This is a genomic window from Streptomyces sp. NPDC053069, assembly GCF_044546895.1.
Classification (GTDB): Bacteria; Actinomycetota; Actinomycetes; order Streptomycetales; family Streptomycetaceae; genus Streptomyces.
The window spans coordinates 431,803-454,789 of the sequence record NZ_JBITZN010000006.1 but is presented as its reverse complement, the minus strand read 5'-3'; the positions used below and the strand labels follow the sequence as shown (position 1 = coordinate 454,789).

The 22,987-nt window shown below is 70.9% G+C and carries 20 protein-coding genes and 2 tRNA genes; 12 read left to right on the top strand and 10 right to left on the bottom strand.

Features of this window, described 5'->3' with window-relative positions; genetic code table 11:
• Positions 1–244 precede the first annotated feature (244 nt).
• Both tig and ACIGXP_RS17155 read right to left on the bottom strand, forming a co-directional pair.
• Positions 245–1,615 carry a trigger factor gene (gene tig / locus ACIGXP_RS17160; protein ID WP_399769035.1) on the bottom strand — a complete coding sequence of 457 codons (1,371 nt, stop codon included), beginning with the start codon at positions 1,613–1,615 and terminating at the stop codon, positions 245–247.
• Between the two features lie 179 nt (positions 1,616–1,794).
• A tRNA-Pro gene (locus ACIGXP_RS17155) sits at positions 1,795–1,871 on the bottom strand.
• 160 nt (positions 1,872–2,031) lie between these two features.
• Between ACIGXP_RS17155 and ACIGXP_RS17150 the strand changes: the two genes are divergently transcribed.
• Positions 2,032–2,102: transfer RNA gene (locus tag ACIGXP_RS17150), tRNA-Gly, on the top strand.
• Between the two features lie 146 nt (positions 2,103–2,248).
• Here the strand turns inward: ACIGXP_RS17150 and ACIGXP_RS17145 are convergent.
• From ACIGXP_RS17145 to ACIGXP_RS17135, 3 genes are all read right to left on the bottom strand, one after another.
• Positions 2,249–2,473, bottom strand: coding sequence for a hypothetical protein (locus ACIGXP_RS17145; RefSeq protein WP_363214843.1), 225 nt, complete (start codon positions 2,471–2,473; stop codon positions 2,249–2,251).
• A gap of 72 nt (positions 2,474–2,545) precedes the next feature.
• The gene (locus ACIGXP_RS17140) at positions 2,546–4,687 is read right to left on the bottom strand and encodes a PQQ-binding-like beta-propeller repeat protein (protein WP_399769033.1); all 2,142 of its coding nucleotides are present in this window, start codon (positions 4,685–4,687) and stop codon (positions 2,546–2,548) included.
• A 63-nt stretch (positions 4,688–4,750) separates the two neighbouring features.
• Positions 4,751–4,945: a hypothetical protein gene (locus tag ACIGXP_RS17135; protein ID WP_363214845.1), complete on the bottom strand. Its 195-nt coding sequence runs from the start codon at positions 4,943–4,945 to the stop codon at positions 4,751–4,753.
• Between the two features lie 439 nt (positions 4,946–5,384).
• Between ACIGXP_RS17135 and ACIGXP_RS17130 the strand changes: the two genes are divergently transcribed.
• Positions 5,385–6,569: an acyltransferase family protein gene (locus ACIGXP_RS17130; RefSeq protein WP_399769030.1), complete on the top strand. Its 1,185-nt coding sequence runs from the start codon at positions 5,385–5,387 to the stop codon at positions 6,567–6,569.
• Here ACIGXP_RS17130 and ACIGXP_RS17125 read toward each other — a convergent pair.
• Together ACIGXP_RS17125 and ACIGXP_RS17120 are read right to left on the bottom strand one after the other, a co-directional pair.
• The gene (locus ACIGXP_RS17125) at positions 6,559–7,020 is read right to left on the bottom strand and encodes an HD domain-containing protein (RefSeq protein ID WP_399769028.1); all 462 of its coding nucleotides are present in this window, start codon (positions 7,018–7,020) and stop codon (positions 6,559–6,561) included. The two genes, ACIGXP_RS17130 and ACIGXP_RS17125, sit on opposite strands and share 11 nt — an antisense overlap.
• A gap of 115 nt (positions 7,021–7,135) precedes the next feature.
• A complete protein-coding gene (locus ACIGXP_RS17120) occupies positions 7,136–8,308 on the bottom strand; it encodes a PP2C family protein-serine/threonine phosphatase (RefSeq protein ID WP_399769026.1) in 1,173 nt (390 codons plus the stop codon).
• 186 nt (positions 8,309–8,494) lie between these two features.
• Between ACIGXP_RS17120 and ACIGXP_RS17115 the strand changes: the two genes are divergently transcribed.
• The gene (locus ACIGXP_RS17115; RefSeq protein WP_399769024.1) at positions 8,495–9,736 is read left to right on the top strand and encodes a GNAT family N-acetyltransferase; all 1,242 of its coding nucleotides are present in this window, start codon (positions 8,495–8,497) and stop codon (positions 9,734–9,736) included.
• A gap of 61 nt (positions 9,737–9,797) precedes the next feature.
• On the opposite strand, the gene ACIGXP_RS17110 is transcribed toward ACIGXP_RS17115, so the two are convergent.
• The gene (locus ACIGXP_RS17110) at positions 9,798–10,607 is read right to left on the bottom strand and encodes an Fpg/Nei family DNA glycosylase (RefSeq protein WP_399769022.1); all 810 of its coding nucleotides are present in this window, start codon (positions 10,605–10,607) and stop codon (positions 9,798–9,800) included.
• A gap of 103 nt (positions 10,608–10,710) precedes the next feature.
• Positions 10,711–11,196, bottom strand: coding sequence for a ribose-5-phosphate isomerase (locus ACIGXP_RS17105; RefSeq protein ID WP_399769020.1), 486 nt, complete (start codon positions 11,194–11,196; stop codon positions 10,711–10,713).
• Between the two features lie 214 nt (positions 11,197–11,410).
• Between ACIGXP_RS17105 and ACIGXP_RS17100 the strand changes: the two genes are divergently transcribed.
• Positions 11,411–12,835 carry an amino acid permease gene (locus ACIGXP_RS17100; protein ID WP_399769018.1) on the top strand — a complete coding sequence of 475 codons (1,425 nt, stop codon included), beginning with the start codon at positions 11,411–11,413 and terminating at the stop codon, positions 12,833–12,835.
• A gap of 71 nt (positions 12,836–12,906) precedes the next feature.
• Positions 12,907–14,226: an FAD-binding oxidoreductase gene (locus ACIGXP_RS17095; RefSeq protein ID WP_399769016.1), complete on the top strand. Its 1,320-nt coding sequence runs from the start codon at positions 12,907–12,909 to the stop codon at positions 14,224–14,226.
• A 10-nt stretch (positions 14,227–14,236) separates the two neighbouring features.
• On the opposite strand, the gene ACIGXP_RS17090 is transcribed toward ACIGXP_RS17095, so the two are convergent.
• Positions 14,237–14,818 (bottom strand): biotin transporter BioY, encoded by a 582-nt coding sequence (locus ACIGXP_RS17090; RefSeq protein WP_399769014.1) that lies wholly within the window; start codon positions 14,816–14,818, stop codon positions 14,237–14,239.
• 440 nt (positions 14,819–15,258) lie between these two features.
• On the opposite strand from ACIGXP_RS17090, the gene ACIGXP_RS17085 reads away from it, so the two are divergent.
• The 7 genes from ACIGXP_RS17085 to ACIGXP_RS17055 all read left to right on the top strand — a co-directional run bounded on the left by ACIGXP_RS17085 (position 15,259) and on the right by ACIGXP_RS17055 (position 22,987).
• Positions 15,259–16,458, top strand: coding sequence for an ROK family protein (locus ACIGXP_RS17085; protein ID WP_399769012.1), 1,200 nt, complete (start codon positions 15,259–15,261; stop codon positions 16,456–16,458).
• 169 nt (positions 16,459–16,627) lie between these two features.
• A complete protein-coding gene (locus ACIGXP_RS17080; protein WP_399769010.1) occupies positions 16,628–17,692 on the top strand; it encodes an ABC transporter substrate-binding protein in 1,065 nt (354 codons plus the stop codon).
• Positions 17,689–18,537, top strand: a complete 849-nt coding sequence (locus ACIGXP_RS17075) for an ABC transporter permease (RefSeq protein WP_399769008.1) — start codon at positions 17,689–17,691, stop codon at positions 18,535–18,537. Before ACIGXP_RS17080 ends, ACIGXP_RS17075 begins: the two co-directional genes overlap by 4 nt.
• Complete coding sequence (locus ACIGXP_RS17070; protein WP_399769006.1) at positions 18,513–19,229, top strand: ABC transporter ATP-binding protein; 717 nt, start codon at positions 18,513–18,515, stop codon at positions 19,227–19,229. The genes ACIGXP_RS17075 and ACIGXP_RS17070 overlap by 25 nt, the downstream gene beginning before the upstream one ends.
• Positions 19,226–20,563: an LLM class flavin-dependent oxidoreductase gene (locus ACIGXP_RS17065; RefSeq protein WP_399769004.1), complete on the top strand. Its 1,338-nt coding sequence runs from the start codon at positions 19,226–19,228 to the stop codon at positions 20,561–20,563. Before ACIGXP_RS17070 ends, ACIGXP_RS17065 begins: the two co-directional genes overlap by 4 nt.
• 13 nt (positions 20,564–20,576) lie before the next feature.
• Positions 20,577–21,476 (top strand): TauD/TfdA family dioxygenase, encoded by a 900-nt coding sequence (locus ACIGXP_RS17060; RefSeq protein WP_363214858.1) that lies wholly within the window; start codon positions 20,577–20,579, stop codon positions 21,474–21,476.
• A 122-nt stretch (positions 21,477–21,598) separates the two neighbouring features.
• On the top strand, positions 21,599–22,987 hold the full coding sequence (locus ACIGXP_RS17055) for an amino acid permease (RefSeq protein ID WP_399769001.1): 1,389 nt from the start codon (positions 21,599–21,601) through the stop codon (positions 22,985–22,987).

The following is a 22,987-nucleotide window of genomic DNA, read 5'->3' as shown; positions in this document are numbered from 1 at the left end:
GGTCCCTTCGGGGAATCCCGGGAATGCGGGTGTTCGCCGGGGGCGTAGCGCGTGGGGCTCCACCGGATGCAGGGCGCGGTTTGCGGGGACTGGTGCGCCTGGTCGTCGGGCTGCGGGTGCGTGGGGGGCGTGCGCGCAGTTCCCCGCGCCCCTTGAGGTTGGTCAGCCGCCCGGCAACGCAAACGGGCCCCGGGGATGGTCCCCAGGGCCCGCTGTACGTGCCTTACCGGCGCCGCAGGGCTGCTCAGCCCTCGGCGTTCTCCTCGGAGGTCTCCGACGCCTCTGCGGCCTCGGTCTCCTCCTCCTCGTCGTCCAGGTCGACGATCTCGCCGTTGGTGTCCTTCACCGTGGCGGCCTCGACCACGACGGCCAGGGCCTTGCCGCGGGCGACCTCGCCGACCAGGAGCGGCACCTGGCCGCCCTCGACGACGGCCTGGGCGAACTGGTCGGGGGACATGCCGGAGGAGGCCGCACGCCGCATGAGGTGCTCGGTGAGCTCCTCCTGGTTGACGTTGAGGTTCTCCTTCTTGACCAGCTCGTCGAGGACGAACTGGGTCTTGATGCCCTTGACCGCGGCCTCGCGGGTCTCGGTGTCGAACTCCTCGGCGGTCTTGCCCTGGATCTCCAGGTACTTGTCGAGGGTGAGGCCCATCTGGCCGAGCTGGTGGTGCTCCAGGTTGTGCTTGCGGGTGTTGATCTCGTCCTCGAGCAGCTTCTCGGGGACCGGGACCTCGACCAGCTCGAGGAGCTTCTCCAGGACGCGCTCCTGGGCCTGGGTGGCCTGGTCGAACTGCTTCATGTTCGCGAGGCGCTTGCGGCTGTCGGCCTTGAGCTCGTCCAGGGTGTCGAACTCGGAGGCGAGCTGCGCGAACTCGTCGTCCAGCTCGGGCAGTTCACGGGCGGCGACCTGGGTGACCTTGACGGTGACCTCGGCCTCCTTGCCCGCGGCGGAGCCGCCCTTCAGCTCGGAGGTGAAGGTGGCCTCCTCGCCGGCGGACAGGCCCTTGACGGCGTCGTCGATGCCGTCGAGGAGCTCACCGGAGCCGATGGTGTAGGAGACGCCGTTGGCGATGCCGTCCTCCAGCACCTCGCCGTCGACCTTGGCCTCCAGGTCGATGGTGACGACGTCGCCGTCCTCGGCGGCGCGCTCGACCGGGGAGGTGGAGGCGAAGCGCTCGCGCAGCTGCTCGACCGACTTCTCGACGTCCTCGTCGGTGACCTCGACGGCGTCGACCTCGACCTCGATACCGGAGTAGTCCGGGATCTCCAGGGCCGGGCGGACGTCGACCTCGGCGGTGAAGTTCAGCGTCTCGCCGTCCTTCAGCTCGGTGATGTCGACCTCGGGCTGGCCCAGCGGGCTCAGCTCGGCCTCGTTGACCGCCTCGGTGTAGAACTTCGGCAGCGCGTCGTTGACGGCCTCCTCCAGCACCGCACCGCGGCCGAACCGCTGGTCGATGACGCGGGCCGGGATCTTGCCCTTGCGGAAGCCCTTCACCGTGACCTGCTGGTTGATCTTCTTGTACGCCGCGTCGAGGCTGTCCTTGAGCTCCTCGAAGGGCACCTCGACAGTGAGCCGAACCCGGGTCGGGTTCAGGGTCTCCACGGCGCTCTTCACGGTTCGGTCTCCTTGTGGCTGACTTCTTGGGTTCTGCCGGAGCCAGACTGGTCCGGCGGATTTCGCCGCCCGGAGGAGTTCGTAGGCCGAGTGGGCCGGGACACACGGGCGCGCAGCTTGCATAGTAACCGCAGCCGGTCAGCGCCCCAAAAGGCGATCATCACGTGCCGTCGAGCCGGTGGTCGGGGTGGCGGGATTTGAACCCACGGCCTTCCGCTCCCAAAGCGGACGCGCTACCAAGCTGCGCCACACCCCGTCTGGTGCGACACGTAGGGTACATGCCCCGGACGATCGCGTCGGCCGCATTACCGGAGACGGCACGCGCGAGGGCTCCGGAACCAACTCGTTGGCCTCGGCGGCGGGCGACCCGCTACGATGCCTCCAGTGCCGCGGTCACCGACCTGCGGCGCAGTGTTGCGGGCGTAGCTCAATGGTAGAGCCCTAGTCTTCCAAACTAGCTACGCGGGTTCGATTCCCGTCGCCCGCTCTTCACGCCGAAGGCCCAGGTGAGAGGGTGTTTTCCTCTCCCTGGGCCTTCGGCCGTCCCGGGATCCGCCCAGCACTCCGTGTCGATGCGTCGATGTATCGATGCGTCGATGTATCGATCGTTCGGCCTGAATCCTGGCGTTCGACCTAGAGCCTGGGCTGATTGAACATGTTGCCGTTCGAGCAGCTGTTGGCGTGGACGGGGACGTAGTCGGTCAGGATGGGCAGCACCGACACCCCTGCGCCTTCCAGTCCGCAGACGGATGCCGGCGCGAAGGTCCAGTTGGGGGTCGACTCGTTGTCCGCATGGGCGGGAGCGGCCATGGCCATGGCTGCCAAGGCCAGCGTGGCGGTCGTGATGATCTTTCGCATGCTCGCTCCAACGACCATGAGAATCACCGGACACGGCTCACCATGGGCGTGTCCCCCGGGTGCCCGAATCGGTCAGGGGCTCTGGAGGGTGTTCACGTCCACGCTGTAGACCGAGCGCAGGCCGTAGGGGACGTAGAGGGCGTCTCCATGGAGGACCGGTTGCGCGCCGGTGTCTCCGGTGAAGGGTTCGAGGCCGGTGCCGCGGCCGGGCACGCTGTGGACCTCCTTGCCGCTGCGGCGGTCCAGGGCGGCGAGGCGGCCGCCCGGGGAGGCGATGAGGACGTAGTCGCCGGAGACCAGGGGCGAGCCGGGGCGTTCGATGGAGGAGTGGGCGTCCCACAGGGTGCGGCCGGTGGCCGGGGCGACGGCGCGGATCTCGCCGCTGTCGAGGACGAAGTAGAGGGTGCCGCCGGCCAGGGTGGGCGTGGCGGCCCAGGGCACGGCGCGGTCCAGCGGTACGACGCGGCGCGAGCGGTCGGCGAGGTCCAGCAGGGTGATGCGACGGTAGGGAGGAATCGTGGTCGCCTCCGGCCCCACGGGGGAGTCCGGGGAGGTGACAAGGACCAGGCGGCCGCCGGTCTGGCCGGCCAAGGTGAAGGGGCCGTCCACCCGGGTGGCCCAGCGGGCCGTGCCGTGGGCGGGGTCGAGCCGGGCGACCGTGGTGTACGTGCTGTCGTCGTCGACGCACACGAGATAGCCGTTGCCGGCCACGCTGCGGACCTGGCAGTTGCCGTACTCGGGCATGGTGCGTGTCCAGCGGGGGGTCCCGTGGGCGGGGTCCAGCAGGGAGTAGGTTCTGCCGCTCTCGCCGTAGGTGACGATCGGGCCGTCGGACGTGATGGCCACCGTGCCGTCCACGGTGGTGGGCTTCTCCTCGCCGACGGGCTTGTTCCAGCGGACCTTCCCGGTGCGGGCGTCGACGGCCTGGAAGACGAAGCGGCTGTTCTCGGCCGAGCGGGGCTTGCTGTCGGCGACGGTGTAGACGTCGTGTCCGTGCGTGCCGATCACCCCGCTGTCGGGGTAGCTGCCGCCCCCGTTGTTCCGGTCGGGGTGGTCGGCCTCCGGGAGGCTCCACGCGATCTTGCCGGTGGCCAGCGAGAAGCGAACGGCCTTGAGGCCGTCTCCGGCGCAGACCAGCCCGCCGTCGAGCGCGGCACAGGAGGTGAACGACCCACCGGCGGTGGTTGCCCTGTCGGTCTCCCGGGCCTGCCAGGCGTGCCACCCGGCGGGCAGGTCGCCGCGCGAGCCGTCCGCGCCCCCGGTCAGCCGCAGCGCGGCCGCGGAGGCCGTCGCCGCGAGCACCAGTGCGCCCGCCGCCGATGCCAGCCAGAGCCTGCGGCGCCGCACACGCGGCCGTACGGGCTCGGTGTGCGGCTGTGCGGGCTGCAGGCGCGGTTCGGGCAGGCGGCCCTCGCGGAGCAGGTGGAGGAGCTCGTCGGAGGTCGGCCGGGACTTGGGGTGCTTTTCCAGGCAGAGCCGGATGAAAGGGAGCAGATCGCCGGGCAGTCCGTCGAGGTCCGGCTCGCCCTCGACGACCTTCGTGGCCGTCTCCCAGTAGCCGGCGCTGTCGAAGAGCCCGCGCCCGGTGGCCGCGTACCCGAGGACCGCACCCAGGGAGAAGACGTCGGTGGCGGGACCGACCTCGTGCGGCGAGGTGAACTGCTCGGGGGACATGAAGGGCGGGGTGCCCATCACCCGGCCCGTCTGGGTGAGGGCGTCGGCGGCGGTGGACTCGGCGGCGCGCGAGACGCCGAAGTCGATGACGCGCGGGCCGTCCGCGGCGAGCATGACGTTGGCCGGTTTCAGGTCCCGGTGGACGACTCCGGCACGGTGGATGTCACGCAGTGCCTCGGCGAGGCCGGCGGCGAGTTCGCGCAGCCGGTGCGGCGGGAGCGGACCGTGGCGCCGGACATGGGTGCCGAGGTCCTCGCCGGGGATGTAGAGCGTGGCCATCCAGGGGCGCGGGGCGTCGGCGTCCGCGTCCACCACGGGGGCCGTGAAGGCGCCGCTGACCTGACGCGCGGCGGCCACCTCGCGGCTGAACCGGATGCGGAACTCGTCGTCGTCGGCGTACTGGCCGTGGACGACCTTGACCGCGAGCCGGCGGCCGGAGGCGGACCGGGCGAGATACACCACGCCCATGCCGCCGCTGCCCAGGCGGTCCTCGATCCGGTAGCCGCCGATCTCCGCCGGATCCGTCTCGCGCAGCGCCATACTCCTGAGGTCCCCCGTTGCTTCAGTTGTTCAGCACGTTCTGCTCCGGTCGCCCCGCACCGGTCAGAACTTGATCGAGCTGATGGAGTCCGCTATCGAGTTCAGGAAGCGGTCGATGGACGGGGCCATGCCGGTCGAGGCGAGGAAGAAGCCGAAGAGGATCGCGACGATCGCGGGTCCTGCCTTGATGTTCCCCCCTCGCAGCAGCACTACAAGGATGATCGCCAACAGCAGCACCACAGACAGTGAAATGGCCACAACTGATCACACCCTCGGTCGGTCCGCTCTCCCGGCCCGGAGGTACGGTCCGCGCACCCCCGCCAGAACCATCGTGCCACCAACCCGGCCGGGCTATGCGGCCCATGACGCAACGTGGGGCGCGGGCTCGGCACGAGGGGCGCGCCGGACAGTAATTCGAGGAGGCCTCCGCGGACGACTGCTCGGGATATTGCGCGACTTCGTTTCGCTGCGCACACACCATCTGCGCAGGTAATTCGAATTGACCGCACAGGCGTGACATATGCACCAATTGGCTTGGATTAATCGGACAACAGGGACGAACAGGCGGCCTACTGTGTGCCCATCATCACGCAGGTGCGGACGTCAAGTTCGGTAAATCGGGGGTATACGAAGCCGCTAACCAGGAATGCCTGCGGGAGTTTTACGAAATCCCACACACGACGCTAGGGTGCCTCAGATGTTTGACGCCGCCTCGCTCCCCGGCCAGAACCGCAGGCCGCTCCCCCCGGCACAGCCGCCGGCGGACGGAGCAGCCGGTCCGCACACCCCGATGGGTACGCAGGAGCGGCAGCCCCCGGTGGACAGACCGGGCAAACAGCGCGACGCGTTCTTCGACAACGTCAAGTACCTGGCGATCGTCCTGGTGGCGGTGGGCCACTCCTGGGCTCCGGTGAAGAGCGACAGCCGGATCCTCGAAGGCCTGTACGACGTGGTGTACACCTTCCACATGCCGGCGTTCATCATCATCTCCGGCTACTTCTCCCGCAGTTTCGATCTGCGGCCGGACCGCCTGAAGCGTCTGATCACCGGTGTCGCCGTGCCGTACGTCCTGTTCCAGGCGGCCTACTCGCTGTTCCGGCGCTACGTCGGCCATGTCACCGACCAGCCGTTCAACCTCTTCTCCCCCTGGTACCTGACCTGGTTCCTGTGCGCGCTGTTCGTCTGGCGCCTGCTCAGCCCCCTGTGGAAGCTGGTGCGCTGGCCGGTGCCGGTCGCGCTGGGGGTCGCCATGCTCGGCTCGGTCTCCGCGGGCACGGAAAGCGGTCTCGACCTCGGTCGTGTCCTGCAGTTCCTGCCCTGTTTCGTGCTGGGCCTCAGCCTGAAGCCCGAGCACTTCACCGCGCTGCGCCGCAGGTGGGTGCGGATCGCGTCGGTACCGGTGGTGGCAGCGGCACTGGCCGTCGGCTGGTGGAGCGCACCGCGCATGGACGTCGGCTGGTTCTACCGGGAGAGCGCCGCGCAGGACCTGGGTGCACCCTGGTGGGCCGGGCCGCTCATGACGCTGGCACTGTTCGGCTGCTCCCTGCTGCTGACCGCGTGCTTCTTCGCCTGGGTGCCGCGCCGCAGGATGTGGTTCACCGCTCTCGGAGCGGGCACGCTGTACGGCTATCTGCTCCACGGCTTCGTGGTGAAGGGCTGTCTCTACGCGGGCGGTTTCGACTTCGCCCAGCGGTACGGCGTGCTCGGCTCGGCCGCGGTCACCGTCCTCGCGGCCGCCGCCGTCACGCTGCTGTGCACCCGGCCGGTGCAGCGGGTGTTCCGCTTCGCGATGGAGCCGAGGCTGGAGTGGGCGTTCGAGCAGGACGCGGCCGAACTGGCCCGCGAGCGCCAGAAGAAGGAACGCGAGAAGGTCAGCGTCTAGTACCCGGCTCCTCCGGACCGAGCAGTGCGCGCATTCGTGCGTACTTCTCGGTCAGGCGTTTCCGGGTCGGCTCGTCCAGGGCCGCGAGCCGCTCCGGGTCGGCGTTGTGCGCCAGGTCGGCCTGCTTCACCAGCCGGGCGCCCTCCGTGGCGAGGATCCGCCGTGCGTACGCCTGCGGCCCCTCCCCCGGCCGCTTGGTGAGGGCGTCCACGATGGCCTTGGTCCGCGCGCTCAGCGCCGCCTGTGCGAGCCACTCCCGGGACAGTGCGTCGTCCTCTACGGAGTCGTGCAGCCAGGCCGCCGCGATCTGCTCGGCGTCCCCGCCCCGCGCCCGCACCCCCGCGGCGACGGCGGCGAGATGCTCGGCATACGGCCGCCCCGCCTTGTCGGTCTGTCCTGCATGGGCGGCACGGGCGAGAGCCTCGACCTCGGCGAGCGTGAGCTGTGTCATCGGCCCAGTGTCTCGCGAAGCCGCCCGTGACCGCGCCGTGGACGAGTCGTGGACGAGCGGTGGGACGTACGGCCCCTGCCCGGGCAGTCCCTCCCGGCGGAGCAGGCGCACGGCCTCAGCGGGCGGGTCCCGACGCCTGGCGGCAGATCAGGAGGAGGGCCCTGTCGTCGTTGACGTCCTTCGCGACCGCCTCGATGAGGTGCCAGGCGGCGCCGTGGAAGCCGCCGGCGACATAGCGGTCGGCCTCGCCGGTGAGGCGGTCGATGCCCTCGACGATGTCGCGGTCGGAGGTCTCCACCAGACCGTCCGTGAACAGCATCAGGACGTCGCCGGGGCGCAGGGAGCCCTTCACCGGGTCGAACTGCGCGCCGTCGTACACGCCGAGCAGCGGGCCCTCGGCGGCCTTCTCCTCCCAGCGTCCGCTGCCCGCGCTCAGCTGCAGGCCCGGGGGGTGGCCGGCGGAGTACAGCTCGTAGTCGCCGGAGTCCAGGTCCAGGACCAGGTGGATGGAGGTGGCGAAGCCCTCCTCCCAGTCCTGGCGCAGGAGGTAGCCGTTGGCGGCGGGGAGGAAGGCGTGCGGGGGCAGGGAACCGAGGAGGCCGCCGAAGGCGCCGGAGAGCAGCAGGGCGCGCGATCCCGCGTCCATGCCCTTGCCGGACACGTCCGTGAGGACGACCTCCAGGGTCCGGCCGCCGTTGGTACGGGCCGCGACGACGAAGTCGCCGGAGAAGGACTGGCCGCCGGCCGGGCGCAGCGCCATCTCGTGATGCCAGCCCTGCGGCAGCTTGGGCAGCTTGCTCTGCACCCGGATCCGCTCGCGCAGGTCGAACAGCATGGTGCCGCCGCGCCGCCAGGGCACGCCGACCCGGCTGCGGAACTGGGCCGTGAGCAGGCCGAAGAAACCGCAGGCCGCCACGACCAGGACGACGCCCGGGGTGACCCGGGAGGGGCCCTCGGTGTAGGGGCCGAGCCGTACCGACTCCACGATCAGCGCGGTGGCCCCCGCCGCGTACAGGCCGAGCAGGCTCGCCGGGCGCAGCAGCAGACCGCCCGCGACGATCGGCAGCACCAGCGTGGCCGGGGAGCACCACACCGAGTCGGCCAGCGTCATGGCCATGAGGACCGGGATGGCGAGCAGCAGTCCGGCGAACGCGATCCAGTCGGAACCGTCGCCGCGGAAGTAGTCCACGGCGCTTCTGCGCAGGCCGACGCGGACCCGGTGCCACTGCATCTTCCACCGGGCCGTGAACGTCTCGGCCTTCGCGCGCCGCCCTCGTCCTGCTGCCATTAGTCCGGGACCCTATCCATCGGACCGGCTGCTTGGCACGGGAGGTCCCACTTGTCCCTCGTGCGAGGCCCAACTTCATGGTTCGCCGGGTCGTTCGTCCCGCAGTGAACGGCACGCGGGGCCATCGCGCCGCCGGCGGGGAGAAATTCACTGGCTCGTCCCGCAATGCCCTGATAGGCATGGCTCATGGGGACTGACCGCGGGACCGAGCCGAAGACACTGCGCCCTGAGGAGTTCGACCGGTGGTGGGACCACCTGGTCCGTGCGTTCGGGGGCGGGCCCGCCTCGCCCGAAGAGCGCGAACTGGACAAATCCGTCACCGAGTTCGACCGCTCCCTGGCCGTCTGGGACGCGGACGCGATCGTCGGTACGTCCGGGGCCTTCAGCTTCCGGATGACCGTGCCGGGCGGAGCGGTGGTGCCCACGGCCGGCGTGACCATGGTCAGCGTGGCGGCGACGCACCGGCGGCGCGGGATCCTGACGGCGATGATGCGGCGGCTGCTGGACGACGCGCACGCCAAGGGCGAGCCACTGGCGGCCCTGTTCGCCTCCGAACCCGCCATCTACGGCCGCTTCGGCTTCGGCACGGCGACCTTCCAGATCAACGCCGAGATCGACACCGGCCGGGTCGGCCTGACCCTGCCCGCGGGCACCGACGAGGTTCGGGTGCGCTACGCCCCGCCCGCCGCGGTCCTGGCGGAGTGCGAGGCGGTGTACGCGGCGCTGGTGCCCCGCCGCCCCGGCATGCTGGCCCGGCAGCCCGGCTGGGAGCAGGTCGGCCTGCTCGACCCGGAGAGCGACCGGAACGGGGCGTCGGCCCTGCAGTGCGTGGTCGCCGAACGGGACGGGGAGGTCACCGGGTACGCCCGCTTCCGCACCAAGACGGGCTGGGGGCCGAGCGGGCACGACGGGACGGTGACCCTTGAGGACCTGGCCGCCCTCGATCCGGCGACCGGGGCCGCGCTGTGGCGTTTCCTGTTCGGCATCGACCTGATGACGACACTGCAGGTGCGGGGGCGGCCGGTCGACGAGGCCTGGCAGCACCTGGTCTCCGACATCCGCCGCTGCCGGCCACGGCTGCGGGACGCCGGACACCTCCGTCTCGTGGACGTGGGCACGTCCCTGCCGGCGCGTACGTATCTGGCGCCCGTGGACGTCGTACTGGACGTCGAGGACACCTTCTGCCCCTGGAACGCGGGGCGCTGGCGGCTCACCGGGGACGCCAAGGGGGCGTCCTGCGAGCGCACCTCCGATGCGGCCGAGCTGGCGCTGTCCGTACGGGAGTTGGGCGCGGCCTATCTCGGCGGGGTCTCCCTGCTGTCGCTGGCGGGCGCCGGACGGGTGCGGGAGCTTCGGCCGGGGGCGCTGGCACAGGCGTCGGTGGCGTTCGGATCAGCGGTGGCCCCGTGGCTGCCGCACGGCTTCTAGGGCCTGTGGCAGACCCCGCGGCTGCGACAGGATCCGGCGGACAGGTCCTGGGTCCCCGGTGTCATCGTTTCTGACAGGCGGGACACCAGAAGAGGTTGCGGGCGGCGAGGTCGGCGGTGCGGACACCGGTGCCGCAGATGTGGCAGGGCAGGGTGGCGCGGCGGTAGACGTACACCTCGCCGCCGTGGTCGTCCACGCGCGGCGGCCGGCCCATGGCCTGCGGGGTGTGCTCGGGCCGTACGGTGTCGATCCGGTTGTTCCGCACGCCCTCGCGCATCAGCGCGACGAGGTCGCACCAGAGGGCGTCCCACTCGGCCGGTGTGATGTCCCTGCCTGCCCGGTACGGGTCGATGCCGTGCCGGAAGAGGACCTCGGCGCGGTAGACGTTGCCGACGCCGGCGACGATCTTCTGGTCCATGAGCAGCGCGGCGATCGTCGTACGACTGCGGGAGATCCTCCGGTACGCCGCGGTGGGGTCGGCGTCCCCACGGAGCGGGTCGGGGCCGAGACGGGCGTGTATCGCGCGCTTCTCCTCGTCCGTGATCAGCGCGCAGGTGGTGGGGCCGCGGAGGTCGACGTACGACGTGTCGTGCGCGAGCCGGAGCCGGACGGTGTCGGTCGGTGGGGGCGCGGGGGCGTCCCCGAAGCCGACCTTGCCGAACAGGCCGAGGTGGATGTGGACCCAGTCGGTGTCCCGGAAGCGCAGGAAGAGGTGCTTGCCGTGGGCTTCGGTGGCCGTCAGCTCGGCGCGGTCCAGGAGGGCGGCGGCGTCGGAGAACTTGCCCTGGGGGCTGGTGACGCGGGGGGCCGTGCCGCGGAAGCGGGCGGCGTAGTCCTGGGCCAGCCGATGGATGGTGTGCCCTTCCGGCACGGCGGGGGTGTCCTTTCGGGTCCTCTTCGCCCGCCCGCCCACCCGGCTCGGTCGACCGAGGGACGAACGAGCGGGCCGGGCGGGGCGGACCAGCCGGCGGAGGCTACTGCTCGGGGTGGTGGGCGGGGATCGGCGGGAGGTCGCCGGTCGTCTCGTACGCCGACAGCATGTCGATCCGGCGGATGTGCCGCTCGTCACCGGAGAAGGGGGTGTTCAGGAACACCTCGACGAACTTCGTCGCCTCCTCGGTGCTGTGCATACGCGCCCCCACGGCGACCACGTTGGCGTTGTTGTGCTGCCGCCCCAGCGCCGCCGTCTCCTCGCTCCAGGCCAGCGCGGCCCGCACGCCCTTCACCTTGTTCGCCGCGATCTGCTCCCCGTTGCCGGAGCCGCCGATCACGATGCCGAGGGCGTCGGGGTCCGCACCCGCCTTCTCCGCGGCGCGCAGACAGAAGGGCGGGTAGTCGTCCTGGGCGTCGTAGATGTGCGGCCCGCAGTCGACGGGCTCATGACCCGCCGCCTTGAGCCAGTCGACGAGGTGGTTCTTGAGTTCGTAGCCCGCATGGTCGGAGCCGAGATACACGCGCATGCAATGAGTGTGACACGCCTCTTTGGGGGCAGCAGCCTCGGGTGGCGGCGCCACAAAATGTGCCAAAAATGTGAGCCGGGCCATAGAACCTCAAGGGAACCTCAAGTAACGATACGGATTCAGAGGTTCCCGAATTCGTTCGCCTCGGATTCACTGGACCGACTCGTACACCGCTCATACGAGCTGCTCCTCCTGGCGTAAAGGAAATCCGTCCATGACCCCTGGTTCGGGCCTCCAAGCAGGACTCAAGAACCGCCATCTGTCGATGATCGCGATCGGTGGTGTGATCGGAGCCGGCCTCTTCGTCGGTTCCAGCTCCGGCATCGCCACCGCGGGACCCGGCATCCTCCTGTCGTACGCCCTCGTCGGCACCCTCGTCGTCCTCGTCATGCGAATGCTCGGCGAGATGTCGGCCGCCAACCCCACCTCCGGCTCCTTCTCCGCGCACGCCGACCGTGCCCTCGGCCGCTGGGCCGGCTTCTCCATCGGCTGGCTGTACTGGTTCTTCTGGGTCGTCGTGCTGGCCGTCGAGGCCACCGCCGGCGCCGGGATCCTCCACGGCTGGGTCCCGAACGTGCCGCAGTGGGCCTGGGCGCTCATCGTGATGATCGTGCTGACCGCGACCAACCTGGTCTCCGTCGGCTCCTACGGCGAGTTCGAGTTCTGGTTCGCCGGCATCAAGGTCGTGGCGATCGGCGCGTTCATCGTCATCGGTCTGCTGGCCGTGTTCGGCGTCCTGCCGGGCGCACACGCCGACAAGGCGTCCTTCGGCAACCTGACGAACCACGGCGGCTTCCTGCCACACGGCCCCGGCGCCATCCTCACCGGTGTGCTGCTCGTCGTCTTCTCCTTCATGGGCAGCGAGATCGCGACCCTGGCGGCCGGCGAGTCGGAGGACCCGCAGCGCGCGGTCACCAAGTCCACCAACAGCATCATCTGGCGCATCGGCGTCTTCTACCTGGGCTCGATCCTGGTCGTCGTCTCGCTGCTGCCGTGGAACGACCCGTCCATCAAGAAGGACGGCTCCTACGTCGCCGCGCTGGACTCGCTCGGCATCGCCCACGCCGGCGAGATCATGAACGTCATCGTGCTGACCTCGGTGCTGTCCTGTCTCAACTCGGGCCTCTACACCGCCTCCCGCATGGCGTTCTCGCTGGGCCAGCGCGGCGACGCCCCGAAGGCGTTCGCCCGCACCACCTCCCGCGGTGTGCCGATGACGGCGATTCTCGCCTCGGTCGTCTTCGGTTTCGTGGCGGTGTTCTTCAACTACGCCTACCCGAAGACCGTGTTCCTCTTCCTGGTCAACTCCAGTGGCGCGGTCGCGCTGTTCGTGTGGCTGGTCATCTGCTTCTCGCAGCTGCGGATGCGGAAGATCATCCAGCGGGAGGCGCCGGAGAAGCTCATCGTGAAGATGTGGCTCTACCCGTACCTGACCTGGGTCACGGCCGCCTTCATCGTCGGCGTCCTCGGCTACATGCTGACCGACACCGAGGGCGAGAGCAGCGGCCGTACGACCGTGCTGCTGTCGGTGGGTGTGGCGGCGGTCGTGGTGCTGATCGCCGTGGTGAAGCAGAAGGTCCAGGCGAACCGCCCGGTCCCGGCCGCCGAGGCCCCGGCCGACAAGGTCTCCGTCGGCTGATCCGCCCTCCGGCTGAACATGGCCGCATAACCTGACGGCACTTGTCAGGTTATGCGGCCATGCTGCATGCCATGACCTACGTGGACGAGCACCTGGACCTGACCCTCCTGCGCCCCGGCGACGCCGGTTACGACGACGAACTCGCCGGTTTCCAGCTCGGTTTCGCGCAGCGGCCCGCCGTGATCGTGCCCGCCCGCTCGGCGGCCGACGTGGTGGCCGCCGTACGGTACGCGGCGGCCCAGGGGCTGCCCGTCGGGGTGCAGGCGACCGGGCACGGGCTGCCCGGCGGTTACGACGGCGGAATGCTCGTCACCACGCGGCGGATGAACGGGATCGGCGTGGATCCCGGGGCCCGTACCGTCCGGGTGCAGGCCGGGGTGCGCTGGGGACAGGTGGTCGCGGCCACCGAGCCGTACGGGCTGGCGCCGCTGAACGGTTCGGCGCCGAGCGTGGGCGCGGTGTCGTACACCCTGGGCGGCGGACTGGGCATCCTCGCCCGTGAGTTCGGGTACGCGGCCGACCATGTGCGCTGGCTGGAGGTCGTCACCGCCGACGGTGAGCTGCGCCGGGTCGGCCCGGAGTCCGATCCCGAGCTGTACTGGGCGCTGCTCGGTGCCGGGCAGAATCTGGGGATCGTCACCGAGCTGGAGATCGGGCTCGTGCCGGTGCGCACCCTGTACGGCGGCTCGCTCGCCTTCGACGGAGGCGTGGTGGACCCGGCGGCGGTGCTGCGGGCCTACGAGGCCTGGACACGGACCGTGCCGGACGGGCTGACCTCGTCCTTCGCCGCCGTACCGTACCCGGACCTGCCCGCGTTGCCCCCGCATCTGCGCGGCACGTACGTCGTCTCGATCCGGGTCGCCTGGACCGGCACCGACGGTGAGCGGATCGTGGCCCCGCTCCGGGAGATCGGCCCGCTGCTGTCGGACTCGCTGCGCGCGATGCCGTACGCCGAGAGCCACACCATCCACAGCGACCCCGACTTCCCGCACGCCTACTACGGGGACAGCGCGGTACTGCGGGACCTGGACGTCGAGCGGGCCGGTGACCTTCTGAGGGCGACCGGGCCGGGGGCGGGCCCGATGTGCGTGGTGCAGATCAACCACCTGGGCGGCGCGCTCGCCCGGCCGGCGCCGAACGCGGTGCCGTACCGCGAGGGGCGGTTCCTGGTGCGGTTGCTGACGGCCGGGGAGCGTGAGCAGGCGCGGGCCGTGCTGGACCCGGCGTTCGCGCTGCTGGCCGAGGACACCCTCGGCCGCTCACTCAACTTCGCCTTCGGGGCCGGGGACAGGAACACCGGGCTGTACGGCCCCGAAACGCGCAAGAGGCTCGCCCGGGTCAAGCAGACCCATGACCCGGCGAACCTCTTCCGCAGGAACTACGGCGTCTAGTGTCGGGGCACTAGCGCTTGTTCGCGAACTTCCAGGCGGTGGGCAGCGCGCCCATCGCCAGGGCGGCCTTGAGGGCGTCGCCGATCAGGAACGGGGTGAGGCCGAGCGCGACGGCCTGGGAGAGGGGCAGGTGGCCGGCGAGGGCCAGGTAGGGCACGCCGACGGCGTAGATGATCGCCTCGCCGAGGATCATCGTGGCCGCCATGCGCAGCGGCGAGCGGTCGGCGCCGCGCCGGGCCAGGGCGCCGACGGCCGCCGAGGCGAGCAGCATGCCGAGGAGGTAGCCGAAGGAGAGCGAGGCCGCACCGGAGGTGCCGCCCGCGAACCACGGCACTCCCGCGACACCGGCGAGCACGTACAGGGCGAGGGACAGGAAGCCGCGGCGGGCGCCGAGCGCGGTGCCGACGAGCAGCGCGGCGAAGGTCTGGCCGGTCACCGGCACCGGGGACCCGGGCACCGGGAGGGCGACCTGGGCCGCGAGCCCGGTGAGCACGGCGCCGCCGACGACGAGGGCCGCGTCGCGGACGCGGGATGCGGGGAGCAGGTCGGCGAGGACTGCGCCGGGGCGAGCGGTGGCGGTGGCGGTGCTCATGGGGACTCCGCGGGTGACGGGAACATGCTCGGACACGGTGACGCTATCCCAGCCGCCTCGGGTCGATCACCGTCAGCGCTCGACAAATGGCGGAACGAGAGCTTGGTGGGCTCCGGACAAAGAGTGCGGGTTACACCGATCAGGGCGTGACACTGGTCACTGAGGCAGGGGCGTGTCGCTCACTCGGGGGCGCACCGTGAGAACTGTGGAGTCCCACCAAAGGAATCCTGCCAAAGGAATCCGGGTCGTCTGGCCGGATCCAGCTTCCTGCCCTACTCTTCCAGCCATGGTTGCCCAGGCCCGGTACTTCACCTCGCGTCGCTATGTCGACCTGCGACGCCAGGGCACGGCCACCTGTCGCCGCCCGGGGTAGGGGCGGGCTTCGCGGCGCGCCTCGCCTTTCCGAGACGTGTCGGCCCCGCTTCCGAGGACGGTCCTCCATGCCCCGTACCGCGGTATCCACCCTTGTCTCCCCCGTTCCGCGTGCCGCCGACAGCGACCGGCGGCGCACCAGCGCCAGCGTCGTGCTGCGGTCCGTGCTGGAGCACGGGCCGGTGGCGCGCAGCACCATCGCCCGGCTGACCGGGCTGTCGCCCGCGTCGGTGACCGAGCACTGTGCCCGGCTCAGCGGACTCGGCCTGATCCGGGAGTCCGCCGCGCCCCGCCGCTCGAACGGGGTGGGCCGGCCGCACGTGCCCGTCGATCTGGACGACACGGGGTTCCTCGTCGGCGGGGTGCATGTGGCCGTGCCGTACACGACCGTCGCACTGCTGGATCTGCGCGGCCGGGTGGTGGCCCGGCGGGAGCTGAAGCACGAGCGGACCGATGCGGGGTGGGTGCTGGCCCGGGCCGCCGAGGGGCTTTGCGAGCTGCTCGCCGGGGTGCCGGGCCGGCGGCCGCTGGGGGTCGGGGTGGCGGTCGGCGGCTGGGTGGACCGGGAGACGGGCAGCGTGGTCGAGCACGAGCTGCTGGGCTGGCGCGAGGTGCCGGTACGGGAACTGCTCGGCGCCCGCACCGGACTGCCGGTTCATGTGGACGGGCATGCGCGGGCGTTGGTGAACGGGGAGCGGCTGTTCGGGCGGGCCCGGGGCAGCCGGAGCGTGCTGCACCTGTTCGTGGGCAATGTGGTCGACGCGGCCTTCGCCACCAACGACGAGGTGCACCACGGGCCGCGTTCGGCGGCCGGGGCGATCGCGCATCTGCCGGTGCCGGGCGGCACCGAGCCGTGCGCGTGCGGCCGTAGCGGCTGCCTCCAAGGGGAGCTGAGCGAGCGGACGTTGTGCCGGCGGGCCCGGGCGGCCGGGGTGATCGACTCGGCGAACCCGATGCATGTGGTGGCCGCGGCGGCGGCCGGGGACACGGTGGCCCGGCGGCTGCTGGTGGAGCGGGCGCGGGCCACCGGGCGGGCGGCCGGGCTGCTGCTGGACGTGCTCAATCCGGAGACGGTCGTGGTGACCGAGGTGGGCACGATCCACTTCGAGGACTGCCTTGCCGCGCTGCGGGAAGCGGCCGGAAAGAGCCGTGCGGCGGCCGTGATACCGACGAGTTTCCCGGCGGCCGTACTCGCCGTGGCAGGCGGATCCGTGGTTTTGGACGTCCTCTACCGGGACCCGTGGGGCACGTCGCCCGAATCGAATTAATTCAGAAACTCGGAATGTTGACAGGGGCTGAACATGGCCGGGAACATCCTGTTCATGAGCTGTCGCACCTTCTGTTGCTGACGCGCCGACGCGCCTCGGAGCGCGTGTCTCCCTGCGTGAATTCCCCTCTTCCCGCCCGGAATTCCGCATGTCTTCCTGCTTTCCCCGCATGCAGAAATCACGGAGTCCTCCCATGCACCGTCGTGTCTTTCTCACCTCCCTGCTGGGCGCGTCCGCCGCCGTCGGCCTCAGCGGCTGCGCCAAGGGCGACGCCTCCGCCGACACCAGCGGCGCCGCGACCAGGCCGCTCGCCGACAAGGTCCCGGCCGGCACCAGCCTGAAGATCGCCTCCTACCAAGGTGTGCAGCAGCTGCAGTTCAAGCTGGCGAAGCTGCCCCAGCTGCCGTTCGCGGTGTCGGACTGGCTGAACATCGGCGCCGGTCCGGATGTCATCAACGCCTTCCGCGCCACGTCGCTGGACCTCGCGAACAACGCGGGCATCCCGCCGATCCAGGCGCACTACCAGGGCTTCGACGCGAAGATCGTGGCGATCGACATCACCCGCAAACCCAACTATCGCTTCGCCACCAGGCCCGGCAGCGACATCCGCGCGGTCGGTGACTTCAAGGGCAGGCGGCTCGCGTTCTCGCAGGGGCAGGCGCAGGGTGTCGTCCTGCTGCGGGCGCTGAAGCAGGCGGGCCTGTCGTACGACGAGGTGAAGCTCGTCCCGCTGACCAGCAACCAGTTCCTGACCGCGCTGCAGTCCGGGCAGGTCGACGTGGCCCCGCTCCCCAACAACCAGGTGCCCGCGTATCTGAAGCAGTACGAGGCCAAGGGCGCCCGCACCGTCTCCACCGACGTGGTCGACCTGCTGAACCTGCTGTGGGCCCCGCAGTCGGTGCTGAACGACCCCGCGAAGGCCGCCGCGATCGCCGCGTACATCCCGCAGTGGGCCAAGGGCCAGGTGTGGCAGTACGAGCACCCGGACGTGTGGAACGAGGAGTTCTACGTCAAGACGCAGAACCTGACCCTCCAGCAGGCACAGGGCATCACCAGGCTCGCCAACAAGCCTCTCTTCCCGCCCAGTTGGGACGAGGCGATCAAGTGGGAGCAGGAGACGGCCGATCTGCTCGCCGAGGGCGGCTTCGTGAAGAAGTTCGACGTCTCCTCGCTCTTCGACCACCGCTTCGAGCCGATCGCCGCCAAGGCCGTACCCGAGGAGTACCGGAAATGAGCGCCGTGACCACGACGACGACCGCCGTCGCGGCGGCGGAGGCCGGGGAGCTGCCCCAGGTCCGCCGGCGCCGCCGCCTGTCCCCCGGCCGCCGGCTGCCCGCCGCCCGGCTGATCGGCCCTCTCGCCGTCCTCGCCCTGTGGGCCGCCGCCTCCGCCGCCGGAGCGCTCGACACCGGTGCGATACCGGCGCCCTGGACGGTGCTGAGGACCGCCGGCCACCTGTGGACCGACGGCACGCTGTCCACGGACGTCCTGACCTCGCTGACCCGGGCCGGATACGGCTTCGCGATCGGTCTCACCGCCGGCGTGCTGCTCGCGCTCGCCTCCGGGCTCAGCCGGACCGGGGAGGCGCTGATCGACGGGACCGTGCAGCTCAACCGGGCGATCCCGCCCCTCGGTCTGATCCCGCTGTTCATCCTCTGGCTGGGCATCGGCGAAACGTTCAAGATCGCCATCATCGCGATCGTCGTCTACATCCCGATCTATCTGAACACGCACGCCGCGCTCTCCGGTATCGACGGCCGCTACGTCGAGCTCGCGGAGGTGCAGGGCCTGTCGCGGCTCGCCTTCGTCCGCAAGGTCGTCGTCCCCGGCGCACTGCCCGGATTCTTCGTGGGGCTCCGGCTCGGCGTGACCGGCTCCTGGCTGGGGCTGGTGGTGCTGGAGCAGATCAACGCCACCAACGGGCTCGGCTACCTGATGTTCCAGGCGCAGAACTACGGCCAGTCCGACGTCATCCTGGTCGGCTTGCTGATCTACGGCGTCTTCGGCCTGGTCTCCGACAGCGTGGTCCGTCTGATCGAACGGAGGGTGCTGTCGTGGCGCCGCACACTGAGCAACTGACCCGGCCGGCCGTCCGGCTCCGCGGCCTGACCAGGTCCTTCGAGGGCCGTACGGTCCTCGACGGCATCGACCTCGACCTGCCCACGGGCCAGTTCACGGCCCTGCTCGGGCACAGCGGCTCGGGCAAGTCCACCCTGCTGCGGGCGGTCGCGGGCCTGGACCACGGGGTGACGGGCAGCGGGCGGCTCGCCGCGCCGGAGCGGGTCTCGGTGGTCTTCCAGGACTCCCGGCTGCTGCCCTGGCACCGGGTCCTGGACAACGTCGTCCTCGGCCTGGACGGCAAGGACGCCGCGGAACGCGGCCGTGCCGCCCTCGCGGAGGTCGGTCTCAAGGGCCGCGAGCGGGCCTGGCCGGGCGAGCTGTCCGGCGGCGAGGCCCAGCGGGCCGCGCTCGCCCGCTCCCTGGTCCGCGAACCGGAACTCCTGCTGGCGGACGAGCCGTTCGGTGCGCTGGACGCGCTGACCCGGATCAGGATGCACAACCTGCTGCGCGCCCTGTGGCAGCGCCACCGCCCGTCCGTGCTCCTGGTCACCCACGACGTCGACGAGGCGATCGCGCTCGCCGACCGCGTCCTCGTCCTCGACCGGGGACGGATCGGCCTCGACCTGGCCGTCGACCGCACAGCGCACGCACACGGCGAGTACCGGACACGACTGCTGACCGCACTGGGCGTCACGGAGGACCACCGGTGACACGGAGAAAGCTGCACCTGAACGCGTTCCTGATGAACACCGGGCACCACGAGGCCTCGTGGCGGCTTCCGGAGAGCGACCCGTACGCGCACGTCGATCTGCAGCACCATGTGCGGCTCGCGCGGATCGCCGAGCGCGGCACCTTCGACTCGCTGTTCCTCGCCGACGGCCCCCAGCTGTGGAGCAACCTCGCCCAGCGCCCGGCCGGTGCCCTGGAACCGCTCACCCTGCTGACCGCGCTGGCGACGGCCACGGAGCACATCGGCCTGATCGCCACCGCCTCCACGTCCTACAACTCCCCCTACAACCTGGCCCGCAGGTTCGCCTCGCTGGACATCATCAGCGGCGGCCGGGCCGGGTGGAACATCGTCACCACGGCGGGAGCGGAGGCCGCCCGGAACTTCGGGCTCGCCGCGGAGCCCGCGCACGCCGAGCGGTACGCCCGTGCCGCCGAGTTCCTCGACGTGGCGCGGAAGCTGTGGGACAGCTGGGAGGACGACACGGTCGTCGCCGACAAGGCAGCCGGTGTCTGGGGCGACGACAGCAAGATTCACCCGGCCCGGCACCAGGGCACGTACTTCGGTGTCGCCGGCGCCCTCAACGTCCCCCGTAGCCCCCAGGGCCACCCGCTCCTGGTGCAGGCGGGGTCGAGCGAGGACGGCAGGGCCTTCGCCGCCCGGTACGCGGAGGCGGTCTTCACCGCCCAGCAGACCCTCACCGACGCCCAGGCCTTCTACGCCGACCTCAAGTCCCGCGCCGAGCGGGCCGGACGCGACCCCGAGCACATCAAGGTGCTGCCCGGGATCGTGCCCGTCCTCGGGTCGACGGAGGCGGAGGCACGGGCGGCCGAGCAGCTGCTGGAGGACCACATCGTGTACGAGCACGGGGTGGTCCGGCTGGAGAGCCTGCTGCAACTCCCCCAGGGCACACTGGAGTTGGACGCCCAGCTGCCCGCCGACCTGCCGCCCGAGTCCGCCGTCGAGGGCGCCAAGAGCCGCTACACACTCGTCGTGGAGCTGGCCCGGCGCGAGCGGCTCACCGTCCGCCGGCTGATCGCACGGCTCGGCGGCGGGCGCGGCCACCTCACCTTCGCCGGGACGCCCGAGCAGGTCGCCGACGAGATCGAGACCTGGTTCACCCGGGGCGCGGCAGACGGCTTCAACATCATGCCGGCCGTGCTGCCCTCCGGCCTGGAGGCGTTCGTCGAGCACGTCGTACCGGTGCTGCGCGCCCGCGGTCTGTTCCGCGACGCGTACGGCCCCCGCCAGACCCTCCGGGAGCGCTACGGCCTCCCCCGCCCCGCCAACCAGTACCTGACCCCGGCCTTCACCTAGAGAGGACCCGCACATGTCCATCGAGATCACCAAGGTCACCGCCCGCATCGGCGCCCGCGTCTCCGGCGTCGACATCACCCGCCCGCTCGCCCCGAAGGAGGTCGCCGCGATCCGCGAGGCCCTGAACGTCCACAAGGCGCTCGTCTTCGACGCGGGTGCCGCCGGAGATTTCGACGACGCCGGCCAGCAGGCCTTCGCCCGCCACTTCGGCGATCTGACCACCGCCCATCCGACGGTCGGCGCGGTGGACGGCGCCCCGAACGTGCTGCCCGTGGACAGCGAGCGGGGCCGCGCCAACCACTGGCACACCGACGTCACCTTCGTCCTCAACCCGCCGCAGGCCAGCACCCTGCGTTCGATCACGGTCCCGCCGTACGGCGGCGAGACACTGATCGCGAACGCGGCGGCCGCCTACCGGGACCTGCCCGAGCCGCTGCGCCGCCTCGCCGACACCCTGTGGGCCGAGCACACCAACGACTACGACTACGCCGTACCGGACGAGGAGATCGACGAGGAGAAGGCGGCCCAGCGGGCCCAGTTCACGTCCATCACGTACCGCACCGCCCATCCGGTCGTCCGGGTGCATCCGCTGACCGGGGAGCGGGGGCTGTTCATCGGCGGGTTCGCGCAGCGGATCGTGGGCCTGTCGGCCGGCGAGTCCCGCAAGATCCTGGACCTCCTGCAGGGGTACGTCACCCGCCCGGAGAACATCCTGCGCCACCGCTGGGCGGAGAACGAGCTCGTCCTCTTCGACAACCGGATCACCCAGCACTACGCCGTCGACAACTACGACGGACAGCCGCGGCGCCTGCACCGGGTGACCGTCGCCGGTGACGTCCCGGCCGGCATCGACGGCAAGGAGAGCTACTCGATCGAGGGTGACGCCTCGCACTACACGCCGGTGGCCGCGTGATCGCTCGGTGACTCTGCGTACAGCGGATGTCCGGATACTGGACGGCCCCTTCGCCTGAGCGGACGGGCCGCCCAGACTGGCGGGGTTTTACCCGCCCATTGCCCGGGGGAGAGCCGCGCCCAATGCCCAGCAGCAGCACGACCACCGAGACGCCGCCGCAGCAACAGTCCGGCGGCTCCCTCTCCCACGGCCTCAAGCAGCGCCATCTGTCGATGATCGCCCTCGGCGGGGTGATCGGCGCGGGTCTGTTCGTCGGCTCCGGCGCGGGCATCGCCGCCGCCGGCCCGTCGATCGTCGTCGCCTACACGATCTCCGGCCTCCTGGTGATGCTGGTGATGCGGATGCTCGGCGAGATGTCCGCCGCGTATCCGTCGTCCGGTTCCTTCTCGGCGCATGCCGAGCGGGCGATCGGTCCCTGGGCGGGCTTCGCCGCCGGCTGGTCGTTCTGGGTGCTGCTGTGCACGGCCGTCGGCCTGGAAGGCATGGGCGCCGCACACATCGTGTCCGGCTGGCTGCCCGGCACCCCCGAGTGGCTCTGGGTCGCACTGTTCATGGTCGTCTTCTGCGGCACGAACCTGGCGGCCGTGAAGAACTTCGGCGAGTTCGAGTTCTGGTTCGCCGCACTGAAGGTCGGCGCGATCTCCCTCTTCCTGATCCTCGGCGTGCTGGCGATCACCGGCGTGCTGCCCGGCACGGACGCCCCCGGCACCGCGCACCTGACCCACTTCCTCCCGCACGGCGGAAACGGCCTGATCATCGGCCTGCTCGCGTCCGTCTTCGCCTACGGCGGCCTGGAGACGGTCACCATCGCGGCGGCCGAGTCGGAGAACCCGGTCAAGGGCGTGGCCCTGGCCGTCCGTACGGCGATGTGGCGCATCGCCCTCTTCTACATCGGCTCCATGGCGGTGGTGGTCACCCTGGTCCCGTGGGACTCCGAGGACGTCGTGGCGAAGGGCCCCTACGTCGCCACGCTGGACCACCTCGGCATCCCCGGCGCCGGCCAGCTGATGAACGTGGTCGTCCTGGTGGCCCTGCTCTCCGCCATGAACGCCAACATCTACGGCTCCTCGCGCATCGCCTACTCGCTGGTCGAGCGCGGCCAGGGCCCGAAGGTGCTGGCGAAGCTCTCCGGCGGGGTTCCCCGGATCGCCGTCCTGACCTCCTGTGTGCTGGGATTCGTCTGCGTGCTGCTCAGCTACTGGCGGCCGGACGACGTCTTCAAGTGGCTGCTGAACATGATCGGTGCGGTCATCCTGGTCGTCTGGATGTTCATCGCGGTCTCCCAGCTGCTGCTGCGCCGCCGTATCGAGCGCGAGGCTCCCGGGAAGCTGGTCGTGCGCATGTGGGCGTTCCCGTGGCTGACCTGGGTGGCGCTGGCCGGCATGGTCACGATCTTCGCCCTGATGGCCCGCGAGCCGGACACCCGGATCCAGCTGTACTCCACCGGCGCGATGACCCTGTTCCTGGCCGCGGCCGGCTACGCCTGGCAGCGGGCGCGCGCCCGGCGCTGA